We start from the raw sequence: 23,061 nt of genomic DNA on the forward strand, positions 1-23,061 counted from the left end.
ATGGGTGGACACGACACGGGGACCGGGGGGTCTGGGAGGACCCCCCGGTCCCACGTGCGCATCAGTGCGATGGCCTGCCGCTCACGAGCGGCGAGGTGTCATCACTCAGCGCGGACCCACTGGTCGGCGTTCCACGAGATCGTGCTCTGCGTCGCCGTGCGGCGGACGTTGGAGAGCGTCGAGTCGTAGGCCGAGACGCCCGGGTGGGCGAACACGGGGATGCCGTACAGGTTGTCCCAGAGGAGCTTCTCGATCACCTTCTGCTGCTCGAGGTGCACGGCCGGGTCGACCGTCGAGGACAGCGTGTCCCAGGCGGCGTCGACGTCGGCGTTGGAGAAGCCACCGTAGTTCTGCGGCGCGTCCGTCTTGTAGATGTTGGCACCCGAGGCGACCTGGCCGGAGCCGGCCCACGCGAAGAGCGCGACCTCGTAGTCACCGTTCGGCAGGTCCTTGTCGAAGAACTCGGCCGAACCGGTGTCCTCGACCTCGAAGCCGGCCTGGTCACAGCTCGACTTGATGAGCGCGACCTCGTCCGCACGACGCGGGTTCGGGGCCGAGTAGCCGATGCGGACCTTGATCGGGGTCGCCACGCCGGACTCCTCGACCTTCGCCTTCGCCGCGTCGAGGTCGACCGTGTCGTAGCGGCCGTCGTACGAGGCGTCCGTGACCTCCGTGTAGGTGTCCTGGAACGGGAAGACCTCGCGGGCGTTCATGACCTCCGCGTCGGGGTTGATCGGCTTGATCAGCTTCTCGACGATGTCCGCGCGCGGCACGCAGAGCGCGAAGGCCTCGCGCAGCGGGAGCGAGTCGGCGAAGTCGCCGTTGTTGAAGTTGAAGTCCAGGTGCTCCCAGGTGAGCGAGTCACCCGTGAGGACCGTGACCGAGTCGCCGAGCGCGTTGAGCTGGGCGAGGGTGTCGACCGTGGCCTGCGGCTCGATGACGTTGAGGTCACCGTTCTGGAGCGCCTGGACCTGGGCGTCGGCCGCCGTGAAGCGGAACGTCAGGTTCTTGGTCGCAGCCTGCTGGCCGTAGTACTTGTCGTTCGCCTCGAGGGTGATCGACTGGCCGGCCGACCAGCCGTCCTGCTTGAACTTGTACGGGCCCGAGGACGGGATGAGCGCGGCGTCAGGGAGCTCGCCCGGGGTCGGGGAGAGCCAGCCCGTGTTCCAGAACTCGGCGGCCTTCGTCAGGACGTCCATGTCCTTGTCCTGGATGGCCTTGACGAGGTCGGCGACCGAGACGCCGATCTGGTCCGCGACGACGTGCGCCGGGAACGGTGCGCTGACGAGGATCTCCCAGTCGGCGTAGACCTTGGCGTAGTCGAGCTCGAACGACTTGCCCTCGGCGTCGCCCTGGGGGCCGTCCGGGACGTACTCGCCGTAGGTCGTGCCGGCGACGTGGTTGAACAGCGGCGTGCCGTCGTCCTTGGTGATGGCCTGCGCGGCCCAGTCGAGGAAGAAGTCGGCGTTGGTGATCTGCGTGCCGTCCGACCACACCGCGTCGTCCGCGATCGTGTACTTGACCTTCAGCGGGTCCTCGGAGACGACCTCGTAGCTGCCGAACGAGTCGTTCTGGCAGATCGTGCCGTCGGTGCCGAAGTAGACGAAGCCCTCGAGCATGCGGTCGGTGACGACCGAGTTGTAGGTCGAGTACGTCTCGGGGGTGTAGCTGTTGTAGCCGAGGAACTCGTCCTCACCGACCGAGTACGACACGGTGTCGTCCTTGGTCGTGACGTCGCCCAGGTCCGCCTTGCAGGGACCGTCAGCGGCGGTCTCCGTGCTGCTGGACGCTGCATCCGTCGAGCTGGCGTCGTCGTCAGCGGGGCTGGTGCATGCCGAGAACAGCAGGGCTCCCGACGCGGCCACGGCAAGCGTGGCTCCAAAGCGTCTGATCTTCAAGGTTCCTCCTCCATGGGTGGTGGCCGGCGCGGTCCTGCGGAGGTGCGTGATGACGCAGTCCCCAGGGGGTCCGAACCCGGCCACCGTGGCTTGTGACCCAACGTACAGAGGAACTTGCGGCGAATTCCCGGATTCGGTGCTTGGTCCCGCCGATCGTTACTGAGTCGATACTGGCCGGTAACAATCCGAGAAGCGGGCGACACGACCGATTAACCCGGGAATGTGATATGGGAGCACTGCCGTGTGGCGCCCGTCACGAGGGGCCGCGGGCTCCTACGCTGGTCGCATGACGCTCCGGATGGACAACGTCGGCATCGTCGTCGCCGACCTCGACGCGGCGATCACCTTCTTCGCCGCCCTCGGGCTCGAGCTCGAGGGGCGCGCGACCGTGGACGGCGCATGGGCGGGCCAGGTGACCGGCCTCGGTCACCAGCAGGTCGAGATCGCCACGCTGCGCACGCCCGACGGCCACGGCCGGCTCGAGCTCTCGCGCTTCGTCGAGCCCGACGTCGTCGCCGACCACCGCAGGGCCCCGGTCAACGCGCTCGGGTACCTGCGGGTCATGTTCGCGGTCGACGACCTCGACGCGACCCTCGCCCGCCTCGACGCCCATGGGGTCGAGCTCGTGAGCACCGAGGTCGTCACCTACGAGGACGTGTACCGGCTCTGCTACGTCCGCGGGCCCGAGGGCATCCTGCTCGGGCTCGCGCAGGAGCTCCACGGGACGGGCGCCGACGGGTCGTGAACCGGCGCCGGGTCGTGAGCCGACGACGGGACCAGCGCCAGAACGGGCGCTGCCTGCCGGTCGACCTGTTGACCGCACGGCCCCGTCGGGTACACAGCCGCGTCGGCTGCACGACCCCATCGGCTACATGGCCCCACAAGCTACACAGCGACGCGGAACTCCGCCGAGCTCCGGAGCCGACGAACCTCTGCGGCGAGGTCCGCGCGCAGCGGATCGTGGGCCGGACCCAGCCGGTACCGCTCGTCGGTCCAACGGTCGGGCGGGTAGAGCCAGACCGGCTTCCTGACGAGCGCGGGCGGCTCCCAGTCGTAGCGCGGCCAGACGTGAGCGTGCAAGTAGGCGTCGGCGTTGCCAAGGATCTCGACGTTCACGCGACGGAACGTCTCGTCATGTCGAGAGCAGACGCTCTCGACCGCCGTCGCGAGGAGATCCACGTCTGCCAGGTAGCGGACGCGTTCCTCGCGCGGGAGGTCTGTCAGCCGATCCACCCCGGGAACCTTCGTGAGCGCGAGCGAGTAGCCCGGAAGCCACTGCACGTCGCCGATCACCGCGATGGAGCTGTTCAGGTGGGCCAGCACGGTGGGGTTCTCGCCGCTGAGCGCCGACCTGACCCGGTCCGACCGCCAGTCGCTCATGCGACCGCGAGAGGCGTGATCGCTGCAACCGTGTCGCGCAGTGCACGGCGCTCGAGCCGGAGCTCGTCGTTCGACTGCAGGTTCATCCAGAACTCCTCGGACGCACCGACACGACGCGCCACACACCGCTCATTCGGCGACCATGACCACACGCCAGGGCCGGACGCGCACCGCCAGCAGTCCCGAGACGACAGCCTCGTCGGCCCGCGCGAGCCTCTCAACCTCGTCGATGCCGACTGACTCGGGAAAACGCACCACCGTCATGCCCTCACCGTCGGCATCGGAGAACGAGCCGGCAGCGACGAGCCACCCCGCCTCGTCCAGCGAACGGAGGAACGCGACGTGGTGGGGGAATCGCGAGTCCTGGAACATGGGTCCGGCGGCCGTCGGTCCGGGCGTGTGCACCAGCGCTGCCCAGGCGATACCCGAACCGGCCTTTTCGGAGGTCATGACGACCACGCTATTCGTTCGGCTGGAGCGCCGCGAGAGAGGCTCGCGTCGACCGCGCTGTTGCCAGCAGGTCCCCGGTGCGCCGAATCGCTGGACGGGCGCCACCGTCGGGGATACGCCCGACCAACGTCGGCGTCGACGTGGATCATGTGGCCGGGAAGGCGGGCGCCGATCCGTCCCGGGATTCGATTCCCCGCACCGTCATCGGCCACGACTTCTCGTCGATCGCCGCCTGGATCTGTCGTATCACAGAGCCGAGCACGCCACGCGACAGAAGGCCTTCGCCGAGCGGTCCGGATTCGTCAGTCCCGAGCGGCGGGAGCCGATGCAGCGCCTCACGCTCACGATCCGTGAGCTCCGCGATCTGCCAGCGCACTTCGTCGTGCACGGCTTCCGGTCGACCGGGGTGAGCCAGCGAAACAGCCTTGGCAGCGTAGGCGGATGCCCCCAGCGCGTGGGCACCCATGTGCGCGACCGCGGCCGCCTGACCCACTGCCCGTGCTGCGGCAGCACCGGCCGGAGTCGTCGCGGCCTTGGCGGCCTTCACGGCGACGAGACGCTTCTTGATCTCTTCGCCGGCGCTGCTCTGCCCTGCGCTGTAGGCACGGGTACGGTTCACCGCATCGCGAATCTCAGCGTGCGCAGCAGCGTCGGCATCGAACTGCGGCAGCACTCGCTCGGCGCATGACAGTGCCCACCGAGCGAGCACCCTTCGATCCGCATCGCTCAAGGTCTGGATCGACACCATGCGGTGAGCATACGCGGCAAGGTCACGCCACGGGCGTCACGGCGGATGAGCGATGGCCCAGGGCCCGACTCGCTCGTCGAACCTGAATTCGACCACGTCCCGGCACACCAACCTCTGGGGGGAAAGTGCACCATATCGGCGCTCGCAGCCCCTCAAGACTCCTACGCTGCAGCGATCGTCAGGGCGTGGCTGCGGCTCACGAGGCAGGCAGCGGCTTCACCATGATCAAGCAGGGGGTGCCTTCACCCCAGAGCGCGGTCTCCTCCAGCGACAGAAAGCCCCACCGCTCGTAGAAGTGACGAGTGCGCGCATATCCGGGATCAGGGTGCGAGGCTCCGAGCGTCTTCACCTGCAACAGCCGCACCCCACGGCGAACCGCATCGTCTTCGACAGCCCTGAGCATTGCCGTGCCGACGCCGGTCCCGTGCACCGACCGGTCGACGACGATGAGGTGCACTTCAGCGACATGCGGAAAGTGGCGATCGATCAGCGTGACACCGACGACCATTCCCTCGTCGTTGCGGACCGTCCATGTCTCCTTGGACCGAGCTGCTTCGATGTACTCCTCGTTGGAGTCCGGCTGCGCGAACCACTCGGGGACCGTGGTGAGCAACCTCGCGACGTCCTCGGGCACCTGCTGGTCGAGCCCAGCAACCCATGCAGTGCTGCTCATGCGACCGCGAGAGGCGTGATCGCTGCAACCGTGTCGCGCAGTGCACGGCGTTCGAGCCGGAGCTCGTAGTTCGACTGCAGGTTCATCCAGAACTCCTCGGACGTCCCGAAGTAGCGCGCCAGACGGATCGCCGTATCAGCGGTGATCCCCCGCTTGCCGTGCACGATCTCGTTGATCCGGCGCGGCGGCACGCCGATGGACACGGCAAGCCTGTTCTGAGTGATCCCGAAGCCCTCGATGAAATCCTCCATCAGGATCTCCCCCGGGTGGATCGGTTCGATCAGGCTGCTCTCAGTGATAGTCGACGAGCTCGACATCTTCCGCACCTCCATCTCGCCAGACGAAGCAGAGACGCCATTGCGCGTTCACGCGGATGCTGTGCTGCCCGCGTCGGTCGCCGACCAGACGCTCCAGGTGGTTGCCTGGCGGGACCCTGAGGTCCTCGACATCCTTCGCCGCATGAATCAACTCGAGCTTCCGCAATGCCGCCCGCTGTACCGTCCGGTCGACGCGCTTGACGTACTGCTCGTGCCAGATGTGCTCGGTGTCCTTGCTGCCGAACGATCTGATCACACGACCAGGGTATAACGGACACCGTCAATAACGCTAGACGTTAAACCGGAACTCCACCACGTCGCCGTCCGCCATCACGTAGTCCTTGCCCTCGACGCGAGCCTTGCCCGCGGCGCGCGCGGCGGCGACCGAGCCCGCCTCGACGAGGTCGTCGAACGAGATGACCTCGGCCTTGATGAAGCCGCGCTCGAAGTCGGTGTGGATGACGCCCGCCGCCTGGGGTGCGGTCCAGCCCCGGTGGATCGTCCACGCGCGCGACTCCTTGGGGCCGGCCGTGAGGTAGGTCTGCAGGCCGAGGGTCTCGAAGCCGACGCGCGCGAGCTGGTCGAGCCCTGCCTCGTCCTGGCCCGAGTCGGCGAGCATCTCGGCGGCCTCGTCGGGCTCGAGCTCGACGAGCTCGGACTCGAACTTCGCGTCGAGGAAGATCGCCTGCGCGGGCGCCACGAGGTCGCGCAGCGCCTGCTTGCGCTCCTCGTCGGCCAGGCCCGCGTCGTCGGTGTTGAACACGTAGATGAACGGCTTGGCGGTCAGGAGCTGGAAGCTCGCGACGTCGGCCAGGTCGAGGCCTGCGGCCGCGGCGCCCTGGAAGAGCGTCGTTCCCTCCTCGAGGATCTTCTGGGCCTTCTGAGCCGCCTCGACGAGCGCCGGGTCGCCCTTCTTGATCTTGACCTCCTTCTCGAGGCGCGGCAGCGTCTTCTCGAGGGTCTGGAGGTCGGCCAGGATAAGCTCGGTGCTGATGGTCTCGATGTCGCCCGCCGAGTCGACGGACCCGTCGACGCGCAGCACGTCCGGGTCGTCGAACGCGCGCGTGACCTGGCAGATCGCCTCGGCCTCGCGGATGTTCGCGAGGAACTTGTTGCCGAGTCCCTCGCCCTCGCTCGCGCCCTTGACGATGCCCGCGATGTCGACGAACGACACGGTCGCCGGCAGGATCCGCTCGCTGCCGAAGATCTCCGCGAGCGTGCCGAGCCGCGGGTCGGGCAGCGGGACGACGCCGACGTTCGGCTCGATCGTCGCGAACGGGTAGTTCGCGGCGAGCACGTTGTTGCGCGTCAGGGCGTTGAAGAGGGTGGACTTGCCGACGTTGGGCAGGCCGACGATGCCGATAGTGAGAGCCACGTGTCCAGAGTCTACGTGCCGGGGCGCCTCAGGCGTACGACAGCACGCGCTGCAGCAGCTCGGGGCCGCGCGCGTCGAGCAGGCGCCCGCCCACGCGCACGCCCGCCACGAGCGTGCCCGCGCCGAGCACGACCCCGACCAGCGCCGTCGTCCACCCGAGGGCTCCCCCGCCCTGCCAGAGCGCGACGCCCGCGAGGACCGTGACCGGGAGCGTCACCACGCCGGAGGCGGCCAGGCCCACGAGCTGCGCCACGAGGGCCGCGGTGCCCGCACCCTGCGGCGACTTGAACGGGCTGTCCCCCGGCTTGGGCACGGGGTACGGGACGAGGGCCGAGACCACGGACGAGACCGCGAGGGACGCGCCGAGGACGCCGAGCGCGACCCCCAGCGCGACGGGGACGAGGTCCCAGCGGCCCGAGAGCGCGGCCGCCGCCAGCACGAGACCCACCACGAGCGGCGCGCCCGCGGCGAGCACAGGCACGCACCGGCCCCAGCGGTCGTCGCGACCCCGCACGCCCGCCGCGACGTGCAGCGCGAACGCGGTGTGGTCGTAGGCGATCTCGTTCGACAGCCCGAAGCCGAGGAACCACGCCACGACAGGGCCGGCGACCAGCAGCCACGGCGTGCTCAGGTCGCCCCCGGTCAGCGCGACGACGGCCACCGGGACGATCAGCAGGATCGTCAGGGACGCCGCGTAGCGCGGGTCGCGCACCCAGTACGTCGCCGCGCGCGCCGCGACCGCGCCCCAGGGCGTCGCCGGGACCCGGCCGAACCAGCCGAGCCCCTCCTGCCTGCGCGCGTCCCCCTGGTGGGCGGGCCGCTCCGCGGACCGCACGAGCGCCGCGCCCCACAGCCACCACGCCGCCGCGACGGTCGCCACGCACAGGGCCAGGCGTGCCACGAGAGCCGGCCAGGCGCCGTCCGCCACGTCGCCCGCGAGCGCCCACGGCGCACCGAACGGCGTCCAGCCGAGGACCGTCCCGAGGTCCGAGAGGAACGCGCCGACGTCGTCCGACACGATCGAGAACCCATTCGAGACGCGCACGAACCCGAGCCAGAGCGCGGCCATGACGACCACGCCCAGGATCGTGAGCGCCTCGCGGGTGCGGCGCCGCTCCAGGAGCGGCGCGAGAGCCGCCGAGAGCGCGCGCGAGCCGAGCACGCTCGTCGCGACGCCGAGCACCGCGCCGACCACGGCGACGGGGATGAGCGCGGGCCGGGCGAGCCACGCGAGGGTCGACCCGGCGGCGAGGACCACGAGCGCGGCGCCGCCGATCCCGACGAGCGCGCCGAGCGCGAGGCCGTTCACGAGCGTGCGCCGGTCGATGCCGAGCGTCACGAACCGCGCCGGGTCGAGCGTCGCGTCGCTGCCGAACGCGATGAGCGGGCCGAACCACCACCCGGCGACGAGGAGCGCGCCGAGCGCGACGACGACGTCGGGCGCGAGGTCGGGCGCGGCGAGGCCGAGCGCCGCGGAGCCGGCGGCGAGCATCACGCACACCCCCAGCACGTACAGCGCGCCGAGCACGAACAGCACGGTCTGCCAGGCGCTGCGCCGGAACCCGTTGACGAGCAGCGTGACCTTGAGCCTTACGAGGTGCGCAACCACGCGAGGCCCTCCGTGCTCTGTCGTCCGCCCACGAGCTCGACGAACCGGTCCTCGAGCGAGTCGCCCGCGCGGACCTCGTCGACCGTGCCGGCGGCCAGGACGTGGCCGGCGGCGACCACGGCCACGTGGTCGCACATGCGCTGCACGAGGTCCATGACGTGCGACGAGACGATCACGGTGCCGCCCGTGCGCACGTACGCGGTCAGGATGTCGCGGATGTTCGCGGCCGAGACCGGGTCGACCGCCTCGAACGGCTCGTCGAGCACGAGCAGCTCGGGCGCGTGCACGAGCGCGGTCGCGAGCGCGACCTTCTTGGTCATGCCCGCCGAGTAGTCGACCACGAGCCGGCCCGCGGCATCGGTCAGGTCGAGCGCGGCGAGGAGGTCGTCGGTGCGCTGCGCGACGACGTCGCGGTCCATGCCCCGCAGCAGCCCCGCGTAGGTGATGAGCTGGGCGCCGGTGAGGCGGTCGAACAGGCGCACGCCGTCGGGCAGCACGCCGAGCGTGCGCTTGACCGCGTCGGGCTCGGACCACAGGTCCCGCCCGTGCACCGCGACCGTGCCCGCATCGGGCCGCAGCAGACCCGTGGCCATCGACAGCGTGGTCGTCTTGCCCGCCCCGTTGGGGCCCACGACCCCGTAGAACGAGCCGCGCGGCACGTCGAGCGAGATGCCGTGCACCGCGATCGTGTCGCCGAACTTCTTCCACAGTCCGCGCAGCGCGAGCGCGGGCACCCCTGAGTCCATCGGCGCATCCTATGCGTCGCGCCCCGTCCGGTCCACGACGTCCGTCCCGTTCGTCCGGCCACGGGGTGTCGGACGGCGCGTCGCGGCCCGGTCTGTCGGTGGCCGCTGGCAAGGTGCGGGCCATGGACATCCCACTGCTGCTCCTCGTCGTGCTCGTCCTCGGTGCGCTGCTCGTCGGCGCGTGCGTCGGCTACCTGTGGCGCAGGGTCCAGGACGGCGACGCGCGGCGCAGCGCCGACGGCGAGATCGCCCGCCTGCGGGCCGAGCTCCAGGGCTCGCGGCGCGAGTCCGAGCTGCAGCTGCGGGCCGCGCGCGAGGAGCAGGAGATCGCGGCGCGCCGGTTCGGCGACCTCGCGTCCAAGGCGCTCGCGCAGAACAACGAGCAGTTCCTCACGCTCGCGCAGCAGCGGCTCGCGCAGTCCACGACCCGCAACGACGAGGCGCTCGCGCAGCGCGAGGCGTCGTTCCGTGCGCTGCTCGAGCCGATCGGCACGAGCCTCGAGCGCGTGCGTGCCGAGGTCGCCGCGCAGGAGAAGCAGCGCATCGCGCTCGACTCCAGGCTGACCGAGAACATGCGCGGGCTCACCGAGGTCTCGGCCGAGCTGCGCAAGGGCACGAGCGACCTCGTGACGGCGCTGCGCTCGTCGCAGGAGCGCGGTGCGTGGGGCGAGCTGCAGCTGCGCCGCGTCGTCGAGGTCGCCGGGATGATCGAGCAGGTCGACTTCGACGTCCAGGTCCAGGCGACCACGCCCGACGGCACGGTGCTGCGGCCCGACATGGTCGTGCGGCTCGCGGGCGGCAAGAGCATCGTCGTGGACTCCAAGGTCGCGTTCCTCGGCTACCTCGAGGCGCAGCAGGCCGACGACCCGGCGCGCCGCGAGGAGCGTCTCGACGCGCACGTGCGGCACGTGAGAAAGCACGTCGACGACCTCGCGTCCAAGCGCTACTGGGACCTGTTCGACCACACGCCCGAGTTCGTCGTCATGTTCGTGCCTGCCGAGGCGTTCCTCTCGGCCGCGCTCGAGCGCGACCCCTCCCTCATGGAGGACGCCGCGCGCCGCAACGTGATCCTCGCGAGCCCCATGACGCTCCTCGCGTTGCTGCGCACGGTCGCGTACTCGTGGCGCCAGCAGGCGCTCGCCGACAACGCCCAGCAGGTGCTGCGCGTCGGCAAGGAGCTGCACTCGCGGCTGGTGACCATGACGGGCCACGTGACGAAGATGGGCCGCTCGCTCGAGGCCTCGACCAAGGCCTACAACCAGATGGTCGGCTCGCTCGAGCGCAACGTGCTCACCTCGGCCCGCCGCATGGTCGAGCTGCAGGTCGTCGACCGACGTGAGGAGATCCCCGAGCCCCAGGGCATCGAGGAGACGCCGCGCCCGATCACCAAGGGCGAGCTGCTCGCCGCCGAGGAGGGCGGCGTGGTCGCGATCGGCGAGCGGGACGAGGCGTACCTCGCCGGCGAGGCTGCGGTACGCGAGCCGCGGCACCCGGGCGCGGGGCAGTCGACCCGGGCGCAGGTGAGCGGCGGGCCGTCGAACGGCGGGCACGCCGACGACGAGCACGACGACGCCGAGGCGTCCGCCTGACGCGCGGACCCTGCCCGAGGTCAGACGCCGCCCGGGGTCAGACGGGGTCGACCTGCAGCGACCGGCGCCCCTCGCGCGGCGGCATCGTGCCGCGCAGCTCGCGCGGCAGCGAGAACATGAGGTCCTCGGTCGCGGTGCGCACCTCCTGCACGTCGGCGTAGCCGCGCTCCGCGAGCTGGCGCAGCACGTCGTCGACGAGGATCTCGGGCACCGACGCGCCCGACGTGACGCCCACCGTGGTCACGCCGTCGAACCAGGCGTCCTCGATCTCGGCCGCACGGTCGACACGATACGAGGTACGCGCACCGGCGCCGAGCGCGACCTCGACGAGCCGCACCGAGTTCGACGAGTTCGCCGAGCCGACCACGATGACGAGGTCGCACTCGGGCGCGAGCTTCTTGACCGCGACCTGCCGGTTCTGCGTCGCGTAGCAGATGTCGTCCGAGGGCGGGTCCTGCAGCGTCGGGAACTTCTCGCGCAGCCGGCGCACGGTCTCCATCGTCTCGTCGACCGAGAGCGTGGTCTGCGAGATCCACACGACCTTGGACGGGTCGCGCACCACGACGTCCTCGACCGCGTCCGGGCTGTCCACGACCTGCACGTGGTCGGGCGCCTCGCCCGCGGTGCCCTCGACCTCCTCGTGGCCCTCGTGGCCGATGAGCAGGATGTCGAAGTCGTCGCGCGCGAACCGCACGGCCTCCTTGTGCACCTTGGTCACGAGCGGGCACGTCGCGTCGATCGTGTCGAGGTTGCGCGCCGCGGCGGCCTCCTTGACCGCGGGCGAGACGCCGTGCGCCGAGAACACGACCCGCGCACCCTCGGGCACCTCGTCGGTCTCGTCGACGAAGATCGCGCCGCGGTCGGCGAGCGTCTCGACGACGTGCTTGTTGTGGACGATCTCCTTGCGCACGTACACGGGCGCGCCGTAGTGCTCGAGCGCCTTCTCGACCGCGATCACGGCGCGGTCCACGCCGGCGCAGTACCCGCGCGGGGCCGCGAGAAGCACGCGCCGCGCGGGAGCCTCGGGGGCGGTCGTGGTGCGGTCGGCGGCGTCGGGGAGTGCGTCGGGGGTCGAGGAGGTCACGCCGACCAGTCTAGGAGACGTCGCGCACGCGGCGTTCGCCCGTGTCGGTGCCGTGCGGCACAGTGGTCCCCGTGAGCGACGAGACGACCGTGCCCGCGCGGCTCCCCGAGAAGGCCCTGGACACGTCGCCCGAGCACCCGTGGCCCGTGCGCCTGCTCGCGGGCAAGATCGCCGCGTACGTGGACCGCATGGCGCCCGTGTGGGTCGAGGGGCAGGTCGTGCAGCTCAACCGGCGCGCGGGCATCTCGTTCCTGACGCTGCGCGACACCGACCTCGACCAGTCGCTGTCGGTCTCGGCCCCCACACGGACGGTCGACGCGGCCGCGGTGCCCCTTGCCGAGGGATCCCACGTCGTCGTGCACGCCAAGGCGCAGTACTGGGTCAAGCGCGGCACGCTCCAGATGCAGGCCCGGGAGTTCCGCACGGTCGGGGTCGGCGAGCTGCTCGCGCGCATCGAGGCGCTGCGCCGCGTGCTCGCGGACGAGGGACTGTTCGACGCGAGCCGCAAACGACCGCTGCCGTTCCTGCCCTCGGTGGTCGGGCTCGTGTGCGGGCGCGGGTCCAAGGCCGAGCACGACGTCGTCGTCAACGCGCAGGCGCGCTGGCCGCAGGTCCGGTTCGAGACCCGCGAGGTCGCGGTCCAGGGCGCGGACGCCGTGCCTCAGGTCTCGGCCGCGATCGAGGAGCTCGACGCCCGGCCCGACGTCGACGTGATCGTGGTCGCGCGTGGCGGCGGGGCGGTCGAGGACCTCCTGCCGTTCAGCAACGAGCGCCTCGTGCGCGTCGCCGCGGCCTGCCGCACCCCGCTGGTGAGCGCGATCGGCCACGAGACCGACGCCCCCCTGCTCGACCTCGTGGCCGACTACCGCGCGTCGACACCCACCGACGCTGCCAAGCGCATCGTGCCCGACGTCGCCGAGGAGCGTCGCGGGCTGCGGCAGGCGAGCGCGCGCATGCGCTCGGCGGTCGTCTCCCGCGTCGAGCGCGAGCAGCACGGCCTCGACCAGGTCCGCTCGCGTCCCGTGCTCGCCGACCCCACGACCATCGTCACGACCCGCGAGCGCGACCTCGTCACCGGGCTGCACCGCGCCCGCCAGGCGCTCGACCACCGGCTGCTGCGCGCCGCGGGCGACGTCGGGCGGCTCGAGGCCCAGGTCCGGGCACTGTCCCCCGCGAGCGTGCTCGACCGCGGCTACGCAGTCGTGCAGGGCCCGGACGGTGCGGTGGTCCGCTCGCCCGACGACGTCGCGCCCGGCCAGGCCCTGCGCGTGCGGGTCGCGCACGGCGAGCTCGCGGCCACGGTCGCGAGCCCCTGACCACGGCACGCACGGCGCCCACGGACCGACCGACGCACGACAGCGCGCCCGACGGCACGTCCGACCACACACCCCGACCACACACCCGAGACCGCACGCCCCGACAGACCGCGCACGACCGCACCGGAGGACCGACCATGAGCGACGCCACGACGCCCACTCCCACGACGCCCACTCCCCCGACCACCACTCCCACGACTCCCATTCCCCCGATCCCCGACGCCGACGTCGCGACGCTCGGCTACGAGCAGGCGCGGGACGAGCTCGTGCAGGTCGTCGCGCGCCTCGAGTCGGGCGGCGAGCCGCTCGAGACGTCGCTCGCGCTGTGGGAGCGCGGCGAGGCGCTGGCCGCGCGGTGCCAGCAGTGGCTCGACGGCGCGCGCGCACGCCTCGACGCGGCCCGGGCCGCCGACGGCGGCGACTCCGACGGGGGTGAGCGGGCGTGAGCGAGGAGCAGACCGCCCGGCCGCACGTGCTCGTGGTCGGCGAGGCGCTGATCGACGTCGTGCGCTCGGCCGACGGCAGCGTCGACGAGCACCCCGGGGGCAGCCCCGCGAACGTCGCGATCACGCTCGGGCGGCTCGGGCGCGACGTCGAGCTCGCGACGTGGCTCGGCAACGGCCCGTACGGCGACGTGGTGCGCCGCTGGCTCGCGCGCTCGCACGTCGGCGTCACGGCCGGCAGCGACCATGCGCTGCGCACCTCGATCGCGACCGCACGCCTCGACGAGCAGGGGTCGGCGACCTACGAGTTCGAGCTCGACTGGCGGCTGCCCCCGGGCACGGCGCCCGCCCCCGGGGCGCTCGCCCTGCACACGGGGTCGATCGCGGTCGTGATCGAGCCCGGGGGCTCGGAGGTCGTCGCCGTGGTCGAGTCCGCGCGGCGGGACGTGACCGTGACGTACGACCCGAACGTCCGGCCCACGCTCATGGGGACGCCCGCGTCGGCGCGGCCCCGGATCGAGCAGCTCGTCGCCCTCGCGGACGTCGTCAAGGTCAGCGACGAGGACGTCGCGTGGCTGGCCCCGGGCGTCGACCCGCTCGACGTCGCCCGGCGGTGGGTCCAGGCGGGGCCGTCGCTCGTCGTCGTGACGCTCGGCGGCGGCGGGGCGGCCGCCGTCCTGCCCGGCGCCCGCATCGTGCGGGTCGAGGCGCCGCAGGTCGACGTGGTCGACACGGTCGGTGCCGGGGACTCGTTCATGGGTGCGCTGATCGACGGCCTGTGGACCGAGGGACTGCTGGGCGCGGCCCGGCGCGACGCGCTGCGCCACGTCGACGAGGCGACCGTGCGACGCGTCCTCGAGCACTGCGCGCGCGTCGCCGCGGTCACCGTCTCGCGCGCCGGGGCGAACCCGCCCACGCGCGCCGAGCTCGTCTGAGGATCACACCGGACACGGCTGCACGGCTCGGCCCGCACGGTTCATGATGTGGTCATGACCGACGCAACTGAAGTCCAGACCACCCCGTCCGCCCCGCCCACGCCGCGCGAGGCGTGGGAGCGGCTGCGCCACGGCAACCAGCGGTTCGTCGAGGGCACGGTCCAGCACCCCTCGCAGGACGCGGGCCGTCGCGCCGAGCTCACGGTCGCGCAGCACCCGTTCGCGGTGGTCTTCGGCTGCTCCGACTCGCGGGTCGCGGCCGAGATCATCTTCGACCAGGGCCTGGGCGACGCGTTCGTCGTGCGCACCGCGGGGCACGTGATCGACACGACCGTGCTCGGCTCGATCGAGTACGGCGTGGACATCCTCGGCGCCTCGCTCGTCGTGGTGCTCGGCCACGACTCGTGCGGGGCGGTCGCCGCCGCGGCGCACACGCTCGAGACCGGCGAGCAGGCGGGCGGGTTCGTGCGCGCCGTCGTCGACCGCGTGATCCCGTCGATCGTCAACATCACGGCCTCGGGCCGGAACGTGCGCGGCGAGGACGGCGAGGTCGACCCCGACCTCCTGCGCCGCGAGCACGTGCGGCACACCGTGTCGATGCTGCACTCGTACTCCGCGGGGCTCGCCTCCGCCGTCGCGGAGGGCCGCTGCGCCGTCGTCGGCGTCGAGTACTCGCTCACCGAGGGCCAGGCGCGCCTGGTCGAGGTGCTCGGCGACGTCGGCGAGGACCCGATCGCCTGACGCCGCTCGACGGGCCCTGTGCCGAGCACGGGGTCGTGCACACTCCCTGGTGCGGGACGTGTGCACGACCCCGTGCTCGGCCGGCCGCAACCCCGTGCTCGGCGCGGCGCCGGAGCGGTCCACCTCGTGCACGGGCGGGCGTGACGGTCCCGACGCGGTGGCACCATAGGTTCCATGACTTCCACCGACTCCGCGGTCGCCGCCGGCGCCGACACGACCGAGTACCGCATCGAGCACGACACCATGGGCGAGGTCCGCGTGCCCGTGGACGCCCTGTACCGCGCGCAGACGCAGCGCGCGGTCGAGAACTTCCCGATCTCGGGCACTCCGCTCGAGCGCAGCCACATCGAGGCCCTGGCCCGCGTCAAGAAGGCCGCCGCCCGCACGAACGCCGAGCTCGGCGTGCTCGAGCAGGACGTCGCGGACGCGATCGTCGCCGCAGCCGACGAGGTCGCCGCGGGCGCGCACGACGCGCACTTCCCGGTCGACGTGTTCCAGACCGGCTCGGGCACCTCGTCGAACATGAACACCAACGAGGTGCTCGCGACGCTCGCGACGCGCTCGCTCGGTCGCGAGGTGCACCCCAACGACCACGTCAACGCGTCGCAGTCGTCGAACGACGTGTTCCCGACCTCGGTGCACGTGGCCGCGACGTCGGGCGTCGTCAACGACCTCGTGCCCGCGCTCGAGCACCTCGCGGCGTCGCTCGAGGCCAAGGCCGTCGAGTTCAAGGACGTCGTGAAGTCGGGCCGCACGCACCTCATGGACGCGACGCCCGTGACCCTCGGCCAGGAGTTCGGCGGGTACGCCGCGGCGGTCCGCTACGGCGTCGAGCGCGTCCAGGCCGTGCTCCCCCGCGTCGCCGAGGTGCCGCAGGGCGGCACCGCCGTCGGCACCGGCATCAACACCCCGGCCGGGTTCCCGCAGCGCGTCATCGAGCTGCTCGTCGAGGACACGGGCCTGCCGCTGACCGAGGCGCGCGACCACTTCGAGGCGCAGAGCGCACGCGACGGCCTCGTCGAGCTCTCGGGCGCGCTGCGCACGATCGCGGTGTCGCTGACCAAGATCTGCAACGACATCCGCTGGATGGGCTCGGGCCCCAACACGGGCCTCGGCGAGATCTTCATCCCCGACCTGCAGCCGGGCTCGTCGATCATGCCGGGCAAGGTCAACCCCGTGATCCCCGAGGCCGTGCTCATGGTCGCGGCGCGCGTGATCGGCAACGACGCGACCGTCGCGTGGGCGGGTGCGAGCGGCTCGTTCGAGCTCAACGTGCAGATCCCCGTGATCGCGCTCGGCACGCTCGAGTCGATCCGCCTGCTGTCGAACGCGATGCGCGTGCTCGCCGACAAGACGGTCGACGGCATCACCGCGAACGTCGACAAGGCCCGCGCGTTCGCGGAGTCGTCGCCCTCGATCGTGACGCCGCTCAACCGCGTGATCGGCTACGAGGCCGCCGCCAAGGTCGCCAAGCACTCGGTCGCGCAGGGCATCACGGTCCGCGAGGCCGTCATCGCCCTCGGCTTCGTCGAGCGGGGCGAGGTCACGCCCGAGCAGCTCGACGCCGCGCTCGACGTCATGTCGATGACGCGCCCGCCGCAGGCCTGACACGCACCGACGCACGACCGGGCGCACCGACTGGCGTGCGCGCGACGGCCCGGCACCCACACGGGTGCCGGGCCGTCGTCGTCCGGCGTCCGGCGTCCCGCGTCAGCAGGTCGTGCCGGACGTCGCGCCGCCGGGCACGTCGACGTCGTGACCCCCGCCGAGGTCGGCGCAGTCGACCTCGACCACGCCGTGCGCGCGCAGGTAGGGGCCCGCGCCGACGTCGCCGTCGAGCGTCGCGGCGAGCGGTGCCCAGTGCGCGCGCCCGACGAGCACGGGGTGGCCCGGCGCCCCGTAGGTCGCGCGGGCGAGCGCCGCGGTCGCCCCGCGCTCGGGGGCCTCGGGGGTCTCGCGGCACTCGTCCCCGCGCGCCTCCGAGCGTGGCCGCCCGGCCGAACTCCGCACGGCACCGGCGCGCAGCACGCGGCGCACGGCCTCGGGCCGCAGCCCGGGCAGGTCGACGAGCGTCAGCAGGACGGCGTCGGGCGGGTCGGCCCGCCCCGCGACGTCCGCGAGCGCCGCGGCGAGCGACGCCGAGAGGCCGCGTTCCCAGCCGGTCGCGCGGACCGTCCGGACGTCGGCCGGGACGAGCCGCGCGCCGTCGTCGGCCTGCGCGCCGAGGACGACGGTCACGTCGTCGATCCCGCCCGCGCGCAGGGTCGCGCAGGCGGTCACGAGCCACGGCACGCCGTCCGCTTCGCGCGCGAGAGCCTTGGGCGCGCCGTATCGGCGGCCCGCCCCGGCCGCGAGGACCACGCCCGTCACCCGCGCGCCGGACAACCGCGCACCACTCACACGCGCACCGACGCGACCGGCGCCGCGGCACCCACGGACGCGCCGGACCGCGACCAGGACTCCCCGACGAGCCTTCCGCGCACGTAGACGGCGCGTACGGCGCGCTCGCGCAGCCCGAGCAGCAGCGCGAAGAGCTCCTGCTCGGTCGCGGTCGCGGCGTCCTGCGACCGGATCCCGTGCCGCAGGGTCGCGGCGAGCGAGGGGTGGAGCTCGGGGTCGACGAGGATCAGGTCGGCCTCCTTGCCGACGTCGAAGTTGCCGGTCACGGCCTCGAGGTCGAGCGCGCGGGCGCCCGCGAGGGTGCCTGCGAGGAGCAGTTCGGCGGGGTCGAGCGCGATGCCCGCGTCGCCGGGCTCGGACAGGTGCACCTTGAACGCGTCGGACAGCACGCGTGAGACGAGCCACTCGTCGCCCGCCCCGACGTCGGTGCCGATCGCGACGTGCACGCCCGCGTCGACGGTGCGCCGCCACGGCATGGTCCCGGAGCCGAGGAACAGCTGCGACGTGGGGCAGTGCGCGACCGACGTCCCGGTCTCGGCGAGGCGGGCGAGCTCGGCGTCCTCGCAGTGCACCGCGTGCGCCATGATCGTGCGGCGCCCGAGCAAGCTCTCGCCGCCGCGCGCGCTGCCGGGCAGGAACAGCCCGTCGTAGGTGTCGAGGTACTGGTCGACGCCGAACGCCGCGAGCACGGCGTCGACCTCGCCGATCCCGGGGCGCGCGTTCTCGCTCAGGTGCGAGTGGACGTAGACCCCGCGCTCGCGCACCTCGCCGTAGAGGTCGCCGAGCGCGTGCAGCGTGCTCGGTGTCACGGAGAGGCTGAAGCGGGGCACGACGGCGGTCTGCACGAGCGCGGTGCGCGGGTCGGCCGCGCGCACGACGTGCCCGGACGCGTCGACGTCGGTGCCGTGCCAGCGGTCGATCTCCTCGCGCACGAGCCGCAGCGCGGTCGCGTCGTCGGTCACGAGCGCCCCGGCGCTGGGCGGGCCCGCGGTCTGGATGCCGCGCCCGCTCACGGTGCGCAGGCCGAGCGCGAGGCTGCGCTCGAACAGCGCGTCCTGCGCGTGCGGGAACGCGGAGCCGAACACCATGGCGGTGGTCGTGCCCGCGGCGATGCGGTGCGCGCAGAACTGCTCGGCGACGAGGGCCGCGAAGGCGGGGTCGGCGAGGCGCTGCTCGGCGGGGAAGATGCAGCGCTCGAGCCAGTCGAGCAGCTGCCCGCCGCCGAACGAGTCGACCGAGAACGTCTGCGGCATGTGCACGTGCGTGTCGACGAACCCCGGCAGCACGTAGGGCGCGCGTACGCGCGGCCACGCGGCCCAGCGGGCCGGGGTCTCGTGCCGGGGCCCGGTCCACGCGACCCGGCCATCGGGGCCGACGACGAGCGCGCCGTCCGGCAGCGAGACGAGGTGATCGCGGGCGTGGCCGACGGCGGGGCTGCCGGCGACGTGCAGGACGTGGCCCTCGAAGACGGTGCCCGTGGAGAAGACGGTGCCCGTGGACGCGGTGCCGGGGAGGGTGCTGCCGGGCCGCTCGGTGGGGTCGCTCATGCCGGGCACGCTAGCCCGGCTCCGTGTCCGCGACGTCCCCGCCGGGTGTCCGTGACGTTTCCGGGGGCCGCCCCGGGAGCGGCGTGTCGGATCTGCGACCGAGTGGTAACACCACGGAAACCCATTGGTCCGACCAATGGAAACGTCGGGCTCCTAGTGTCCTGCCCAGCCGCACGGCAGCACCGTGCGCTCCCTCACCCCCGCAGAGAGCGAGCCCCGCATGAACATCCTGAGCACCCGCCGCCCGCGCTCCCGCGCCGCCCTCGGCGCGGCCGTCGCCGCGACCCTCGCGCTCTCGCTCGCCGCGTGCTCGTCGGACGACGCACCCGCCGACGGCGCGTCGGACGAGGCCGCGGACTACGGCGACATCTCGGTCCAGCTCTCCTGGATCAAGAACGCCGAGTTCATCGGCGAGTACATGGCCGACACCAACGGCTACTATGCCGACGCCGGCTTCGGCACGGTCAACCTCGTCGCGGGCCCCAGCACGGGCGTCGCCGAGCTCGTCTCGGGCCAGGCGCTCGTCGCGCTGAGCGACGCCGTCTCCGTCGGCACCGCGGTCGCCAACGAGGACGCGCCCGTCAAGATCATCGGCACGACGTTCCAGAAGAACCCCTTCACGGTCCTCTCGCTCAAGGACGGCGGCGACATCGCGACGCCGCAGGACATGGTCGGCAAGAAGATCGGCGTCCAGGACTCCAACGTCTCGCTGTTCAACGCGCTGCTCGCCGCCAACGGCATCTCGCCCGACGACGTGACCGTCGTGCCCGTGCAGTACGACCCGTCGGTGCTCACCAACGGCGAGGTCGACGGGTTCATCGCCTACCTGACCAACGAGTCGCTCATCGTCCAGGCGCAGGGCTTCGAGGTCACCAACCTGCCCTTCGCCGACAACGGCCTGCCGTTCGTCGCCGAGACCGTGACCGTGACCGACGAGTCGATCGCCGAGGACCGCGAGAAGCTCAAGGCGTTCCTCAAGGCCGAGATCCAGGGCTGGACCGACGCCATCGCCGACCCCGAGGCCGCGGTCCAGCTCTCGCTCGACGGCTACGGCAAGGACCTCGGCCTCGACAAGGACACCGAGATCGCGAGCGCGACCGAGCAGAACGACGAGCTCGTCGTCTCCGACGAGACCGTCGCCAACGGCCTGTTCACGATCTCGCCCGAGCTCCAGGACGAGACCGTCGCGTCGCTCGCCAACGCCGGGATCGACGTCGAGGCCGACGACATCTTCGACCTGTCGCTCCTCGACGAGGTGTACTCCGAGAACCCCGACCTCAAGGACTACGAGGGCTGATCGATGTCGACCGACGACGTGGTCGCCACGTCGGCCGTCGGTGCCCGGGGCGACGCCCCGGGCACCGGCGTGCGGATCAGCGGCCTGAGCAAGACCTTCCGCCTCGGCACCCGCAGCGTGACCGCGCTCCAGGACACCGACCTGCACACCGACCAGGGGTCGTTCCTGTCGCTCCTCGGCCCCTCGGGGTGCGGCAAGTCGACGATCCTGCGGATCCTCGCCGGGCTCGAGGCGCCCACGACCGGCGAGGTGCGGGTCGACGGGCGCACGCCCGCCGAGCTGCGCGCCGCGCACGAGCTCGGCATCGCGTTCCAGGACTCGGCGCTCCTGCCGTGGCGCAGCGTGACCGCGAACGTGCGCCTGCCGTTCGAGGTCGCCGGGATCCCCGTGGACGACGCCGCGGTGCGCGAGATGATCGAGCTCGTGGGCCTCGAAGGGTTCGAGAAGGCCAAGCCCGCCCAGCTCTCGGGCGGCATGCGCCAGCGCGTGTCGATCGCGCGGTCGCTGATCCTGCGCCCGTCGGTGCTGCTGCTCGACGAGCCGTTCGGCGCGCTCGACGACATGACCCGCCAGCGGCTGAACCTCGAGCTGCTGCGCATCTGGACCGAGAAGCCCGCGACGACCCTCATGGTCACGCACGGCATCTCCGAGGCGATCTTCCTCTCGGACCAGGTCGCGGTCATGAGCGCACGGCCCGGCCGCGTCAAGCAGGTCATGGACATCGACCTGCCGCGCCCCCGCACGCCCGAGATGCAGCGCACCCCCGAGTTCCACGCGTACGTCGACGAGGCGTCCGAGCTGCTGTTCGGGGACGCGACGTGAGCGTCGTCGGCGTCCGGGCCCGCACGCTCCCCCCGTGGGCCACGGGGCTGCTCGGCGCGCTCGTGCTCGTCGCGCTCTGGTGGGTCGGCGCCGTCACCGTCTTCGCGCACGTCGGCCCCGGCGACGCGCAGGCCATCCCGACCCCGCTCCAGGTCGTCCAGCAGTGGGCGGACGACGGGTGGGACCTGTACGCCCGCAACTTCGCGGTGACCCTGGCCGAGGCGGGCCAGGGGTTCGTGTGGGGCAACGCCCTCGCGATCGCGCTCTCCGCGTTCGTCCTCGTGGTGCCCCGGCTCGAGGGCGCGGTCATGCAGCTCGCGATCATCACCTACTGCATCCCGATCGTCGCGATCGGGCCGCTCGCGCTCATCATCATCGGCGCCCCCGAGAGCGGCGAGCCCTCGGGCACGGCGGTGTTCCTCGCCGCGCTGAGCTGCTTCTTCACGTCGGTCGTCGGGTGCCTGCTCGGGCTCAAGGCCGCCGACGCCGCCGCGCTCGACGTCGTCGCGGTCTACGGCGGCGGGCGCATCACCCAGCTGCTCAAGGTCCGCCTCGTCGCGGCCCTGCCGAGCATCGTCTCGGCCCTGCAGATCGCGGTCCCCGCGGCGTTCCTCGGGGCGATCCTCGGCGAGTACGTGGGCAAGGTCGACGTCGGCCTCGGCCCCGCCATGGTCAACGCTCAGAACTCCCTCAACGCGGCCCGCGTGTGGGGCTTCGCGCTCGCCTCGGGCGCCGTCGCGCTCGCAGGGTTCGGGTTCTTCGGCCTGGTCCGCCGCTGGGTCACGCCCTGGTCGAGAGGAGCGGGCGCATGAGCACCACCACCGCCACCACCGCCCCGCGGACGTCGCTCGCGGACGTCGCGCTCCAGCGCCGCCGCGTCCGCCGGCAGGCCGCACGCGCCGTGCTCGTCTCGCTCGGGCGCTCCCTGCTCACCTTCGCCGTGACCCTCGTCGTGGTCGTGGCGATCTGGTGGGGCGCGATCCAGCTCTTCGACGTGAGCTCGTACGTCGCCAAGGGCCCCGCCGACGTCTGGACGTGGCTCGTGACCGACGACGACGCCGCGGAGCACCGCGCGAGCGTCGCCGCCCCGCTGGGCGTGACGCTCGGGCACGCAGCGATCGGGTTCGTCGCGGGCCTCGTCGTCGCCCTCCTCGGGGCGATCGTGTTCCGGCTGTCCAAGGGCGTCGAGCACGCCCTCATGCCCGTCGCGATGCTGCTGCGCTCCGTCCCGCTCGTCGCGATGGCACCGGTCATCATCATGATCTTCGGTCGGGACACCGCGACCGTCGCCGTGATCGGCGGGATCGTCGTGCTGTTCCCCGCGCTCGTGAACATCGCCTACGGGCTCGAGTCCGCGTCGCCGCAGATGAACGACGTGGTCGCGGTCTACGGGGGCGGCCCCTGGACCGCGCTGCGCAAGGTCGCGCTGCCCGCGTCGCTCCCGTCGTTCTTCGCGGCCGTGCGGATCTCCGTCCCCGGCGCCATCACGGGCGCGCTGCTCGCCGAGTGGCTCGCGACCGGCGACGGCGTGGGCGCCGCGATCAGCCAGGCGATCACGCAGGTGCAGTTCAGCTTCCTGTGGTCGTGCGTCGTGGCCGTGACCGCGGTCTCGCTCGTGCTCTACAACCTCGTGCAGACCGCCGAGAACGTCGTGCTCGCCCGCTCGGGCGTCGTGGCGGGCCGGGCCTGAC

General features: G+C 72.3%; 24 protein-coding genes and 1 pseudogene. 11 read left to right on the forward strand and 14 right to left on the reverse strand.

Features of this window, described 5'->3' with window-relative positions; genetic code table 11:
• Positions 1-101: 101 nt before the first annotated feature.
• Positions 102-1,898, reverse strand: coding sequence for an ABC transporter family substrate-binding protein (locus CLV28_RS01155; RefSeq protein ID WP_100421477.1), 1,797 nt, complete (start codon positions 1,896-1,898; stop codon positions 102-104).
• Positions 1,899-2,184: 286 nt separating this feature from the next.
• Here CLV28_RS01155 and CLV28_RS01160 point away from each other — a divergent pair, with 286 nt between their 5' ends.
• Positions 2,185-2,643, forward strand: coding sequence for a VOC family protein (locus CLV28_RS01160; protein ID WP_100421478.1), 459 nt, complete (start codon positions 2,185-2,187; stop codon positions 2,641-2,643).
• Positions 2,644-2,783: 140 nt separating this feature from the next.
• On the opposite strand, the gene CLV28_RS01165 is transcribed toward CLV28_RS01160, so the two are convergent.
• The 10 genes and pseudogenes from CLV28_RS01165 to CLV28_RS01210 form a co-directional block, all read right to left on the reverse strand.
• Positions 2,784-3,278 carry an HIT family protein gene (locus CLV28_RS01165; protein WP_100421479.1) on the reverse strand — a complete coding sequence of 165 codons (495 nt, stop codon included), beginning with the start codon at positions 3,276-3,278 and terminating at the stop codon, positions 2,784-2,786.
• Positions 3,275-3,400: pseudogene (locus CLV28_RS01170) on the reverse strand (HigA family addiction module antitoxin); the annotation flags it as partial. The pseudogene CLV28_RS01170 and the gene CLV28_RS01165, both read right to left, overlap by 4 nt.
• A 7-nt stretch (positions 3,401-3,407) precedes the next feature.
• On the reverse strand, positions 3,408-3,728 hold the full coding sequence (locus CLV28_RS01175; protein WP_157802442.1) for a YciI family protein: 321 nt from the start codon (positions 3,726-3,728) through the stop codon (positions 3,408-3,410).
• Between the two features lie 145 nt (positions 3,729-3,873).
• On the reverse strand, positions 3,874-4,476 hold the full coding sequence (locus CLV28_RS16295) for a putative immunity protein (protein ID WP_239073276.1): 603 nt from the start codon (positions 4,474-4,476) through the stop codon (positions 3,874-3,876).
• A gap of 196 nt (positions 4,477-4,672) precedes the next feature.
• Positions 4,673-5,149 carry a GNAT family N-acetyltransferase gene (locus tag CLV28_RS01185; RefSeq protein WP_100421481.1) on the reverse strand — a complete coding sequence of 159 codons (477 nt, stop codon included), beginning with the start codon at positions 5,147-5,149 and terminating at the stop codon, positions 4,673-4,675.
• Positions 5,146-5,466 carry a HigA family addiction module antitoxin gene (locus CLV28_RS01190; RefSeq protein ID WP_100421482.1) on the reverse strand — a complete coding sequence of 107 codons (321 nt, stop codon included), beginning with the start codon at positions 5,464-5,466 and terminating at the stop codon, positions 5,146-5,148. Before CLV28_RS01190 ends, CLV28_RS01185 begins: the two co-directional genes overlap by 4 nt.
• A complete protein-coding gene (locus tag CLV28_RS01195; RefSeq protein ID WP_100421483.1) occupies positions 5,441-5,722 on the reverse strand; it encodes a type II toxin-antitoxin system RelE/ParE family toxin in 282 nt (93 codons plus the stop codon). The genes CLV28_RS01190 and CLV28_RS01195 overlap by 26 nt, the downstream gene beginning before the upstream one ends.
• A gap of 33 nt (positions 5,723-5,755) precedes the next feature.
• Complete coding sequence (gene ychF / locus CLV28_RS01200) at positions 5,756-6,841, reverse strand: redox-regulated ATPase YchF (RefSeq protein ID WP_100421484.1); 1,086 nt, start codon at positions 6,839-6,841, stop codon at positions 5,756-5,758.
• Between the two features lie 28 nt (positions 6,842-6,869).
• Positions 6,870-8,450 carry a hypothetical protein gene (locus CLV28_RS01205; RefSeq protein ID WP_100421485.1) on the reverse strand — a complete coding sequence of 527 codons (1,581 nt, stop codon included), beginning with the start codon at positions 8,448-8,450 and terminating at the stop codon, positions 6,870-6,872.
• Entirely contained in the window at positions 8,432-9,196 is a 765-nt protein-coding gene (locus CLV28_RS01210; protein WP_100421486.1) for an ABC transporter ATP-binding protein, read from the reverse strand. The genes CLV28_RS01205 and CLV28_RS01210 overlap by 19 nt, the downstream gene beginning before the upstream one ends.
• A 122-nt stretch (positions 9,197-9,318) precedes the next feature.
• Here CLV28_RS01210 and CLV28_RS01215 point away from each other — a divergent pair, with 122 nt between their 5' ends.
• Positions 9,319-10,785, forward strand: a complete 1,467-nt coding sequence (locus tag CLV28_RS01215) for a DNA recombination protein RmuC (protein WP_100422309.1) — start codon at positions 9,319-9,321, stop codon at positions 10,783-10,785.
• 37 nt (positions 10,786-10,822) lie between these two features.
• Here the strand turns inward: CLV28_RS01215 and CLV28_RS01220 are convergent, their stop codons facing one another.
• Positions 10,823-11,878 carry a 4-hydroxy-3-methylbut-2-enyl diphosphate reductase gene (locus CLV28_RS01220; RefSeq protein WP_373314308.1) on the reverse strand — a complete coding sequence of 352 codons (1,056 nt, stop codon included), beginning with the start codon at positions 11,876-11,878 and terminating at the stop codon, positions 10,823-10,825.
• 62 nt (positions 11,879-11,940) lie between these two features.
• On the opposite strand from CLV28_RS01220, the gene xseA reads away from it, so the two are divergent.
• The 5 genes from xseA to CLV28_RS01245 all read left to right on the forward strand — a co-directional run bounded on the left by xseA (position 11,941) and on the right by CLV28_RS01245 (position 16,912).
• Positions 11,941-13,185: an exodeoxyribonuclease VII large subunit gene (xseA, locus tag CLV28_RS01225; RefSeq protein ID WP_100422310.1), complete on the forward strand. Its 1,245-nt coding sequence runs from the start codon at positions 11,941-11,943 to the stop codon at positions 13,183-13,185.
• A 137-nt stretch (positions 13,186-13,322) separates the two neighbouring features.
• Positions 13,323-13,631: an exodeoxyribonuclease VII small subunit gene (locus CLV28_RS01230; protein WP_100421488.1), complete on the forward strand. Its 309-nt coding sequence runs from the start codon at positions 13,323-13,325 to the stop codon at positions 13,629-13,631.
• On the forward strand, positions 13,628-14,563 hold the full coding sequence (locus tag CLV28_RS01235; protein ID WP_239073277.1) for a carbohydrate kinase family protein: 936 nt from the start codon (positions 13,628-13,630) through the stop codon (positions 14,561-14,563). The genes CLV28_RS01230 and CLV28_RS01235 overlap by 4 nt, the downstream gene beginning before the upstream one ends.
• Before the next feature lie 54 nt (positions 14,564-14,617).
• Positions 14,618-15,304, forward strand: a complete 687-nt coding sequence (locus CLV28_RS01240) for a carbonic anhydrase (protein WP_100421489.1) — start codon at positions 14,618-14,620, stop codon at positions 15,302-15,304.
• Positions 15,305-15,478: 174 nt separating this feature from the next.
• Entirely contained in the window at positions 15,479-16,912 is a 1,434-nt protein-coding gene (locus CLV28_RS01245) for a class II fumarate hydratase (RefSeq protein ID WP_100421490.1), read from the forward strand.
• Positions 16,913-17,014: 102 nt separating this feature from the next.
• Here the strand turns inward: CLV28_RS01245 and CLV28_RS01250 are convergent, their stop codons facing one another.
• Together CLV28_RS01250 and CLV28_RS01255 are read right to left on the reverse strand one after the other, a co-directional pair.
• On the reverse strand, positions 17,015-17,674 hold the full coding sequence (locus tag CLV28_RS01250; RefSeq protein WP_239073278.1) for a nucleotidyltransferase family protein: 660 nt from the start codon (positions 17,672-17,674) through the stop codon (positions 17,015-17,017).
• Between the two features lie 26 nt (positions 17,675-17,700).
• Complete coding sequence (locus tag CLV28_RS01255) at positions 17,701-19,251, reverse strand: amidohydrolase family protein (protein WP_100421491.1); 1,551 nt, start codon at positions 19,249-19,251, stop codon at positions 17,701-17,703.
• Between the two features lie 220 nt (positions 19,252-19,471).
• On the opposite strand from CLV28_RS01255, the gene CLV28_RS01260 reads away from it, so the two are divergent.
• Genes CLV28_RS01260 through CLV28_RS01275 form a run of 4 tightly spaced genes read left to right on the forward strand, consistent with a single transcriptional unit; the run spans position 19,472 to position 23,060 of the window.
• Complete coding sequence (locus tag CLV28_RS01260; RefSeq protein ID WP_100421492.1) at positions 19,472-20,548, forward strand: ABC transporter substrate-binding protein; 1,077 nt, start codon at positions 19,472-19,474, stop codon at positions 20,546-20,548.
• Between the two features lie 3 nt (positions 20,549-20,551).
• Positions 20,552-21,370: an ABC transporter ATP-binding protein gene (locus CLV28_RS01265; RefSeq protein ID WP_100421493.1), complete on the forward strand. Its 819-nt coding sequence runs from the start codon at positions 20,552-20,554 to the stop codon at positions 21,368-21,370.
• Positions 21,367-22,182, forward strand: coding sequence for an ABC transporter permease (locus CLV28_RS01270; protein WP_100421494.1), 816 nt, complete (start codon positions 21,367-21,369; stop codon positions 22,180-22,182). Before CLV28_RS01265 ends, CLV28_RS01270 begins: the two co-directional genes overlap by 4 nt.
• Entirely contained in the window at positions 22,179-23,060 is an 882-nt protein-coding gene (locus CLV28_RS01275) for an ABC transporter permease (RefSeq protein WP_100421495.1), read from the forward strand. Before CLV28_RS01270 ends, CLV28_RS01275 begins: the two co-directional genes overlap by 4 nt.
• Position 23,061: the final 1 nt, after the last annotated feature.

It is taken from the genome of Sediminihabitans luteus, from assembly GCF_002797595.1.
Lineage (GTDB): Bacteria > Actinomycetota > Actinomycetes > Actinomycetales > Cellulomonadaceae > Paraoerskovia > Paraoerskovia lutea.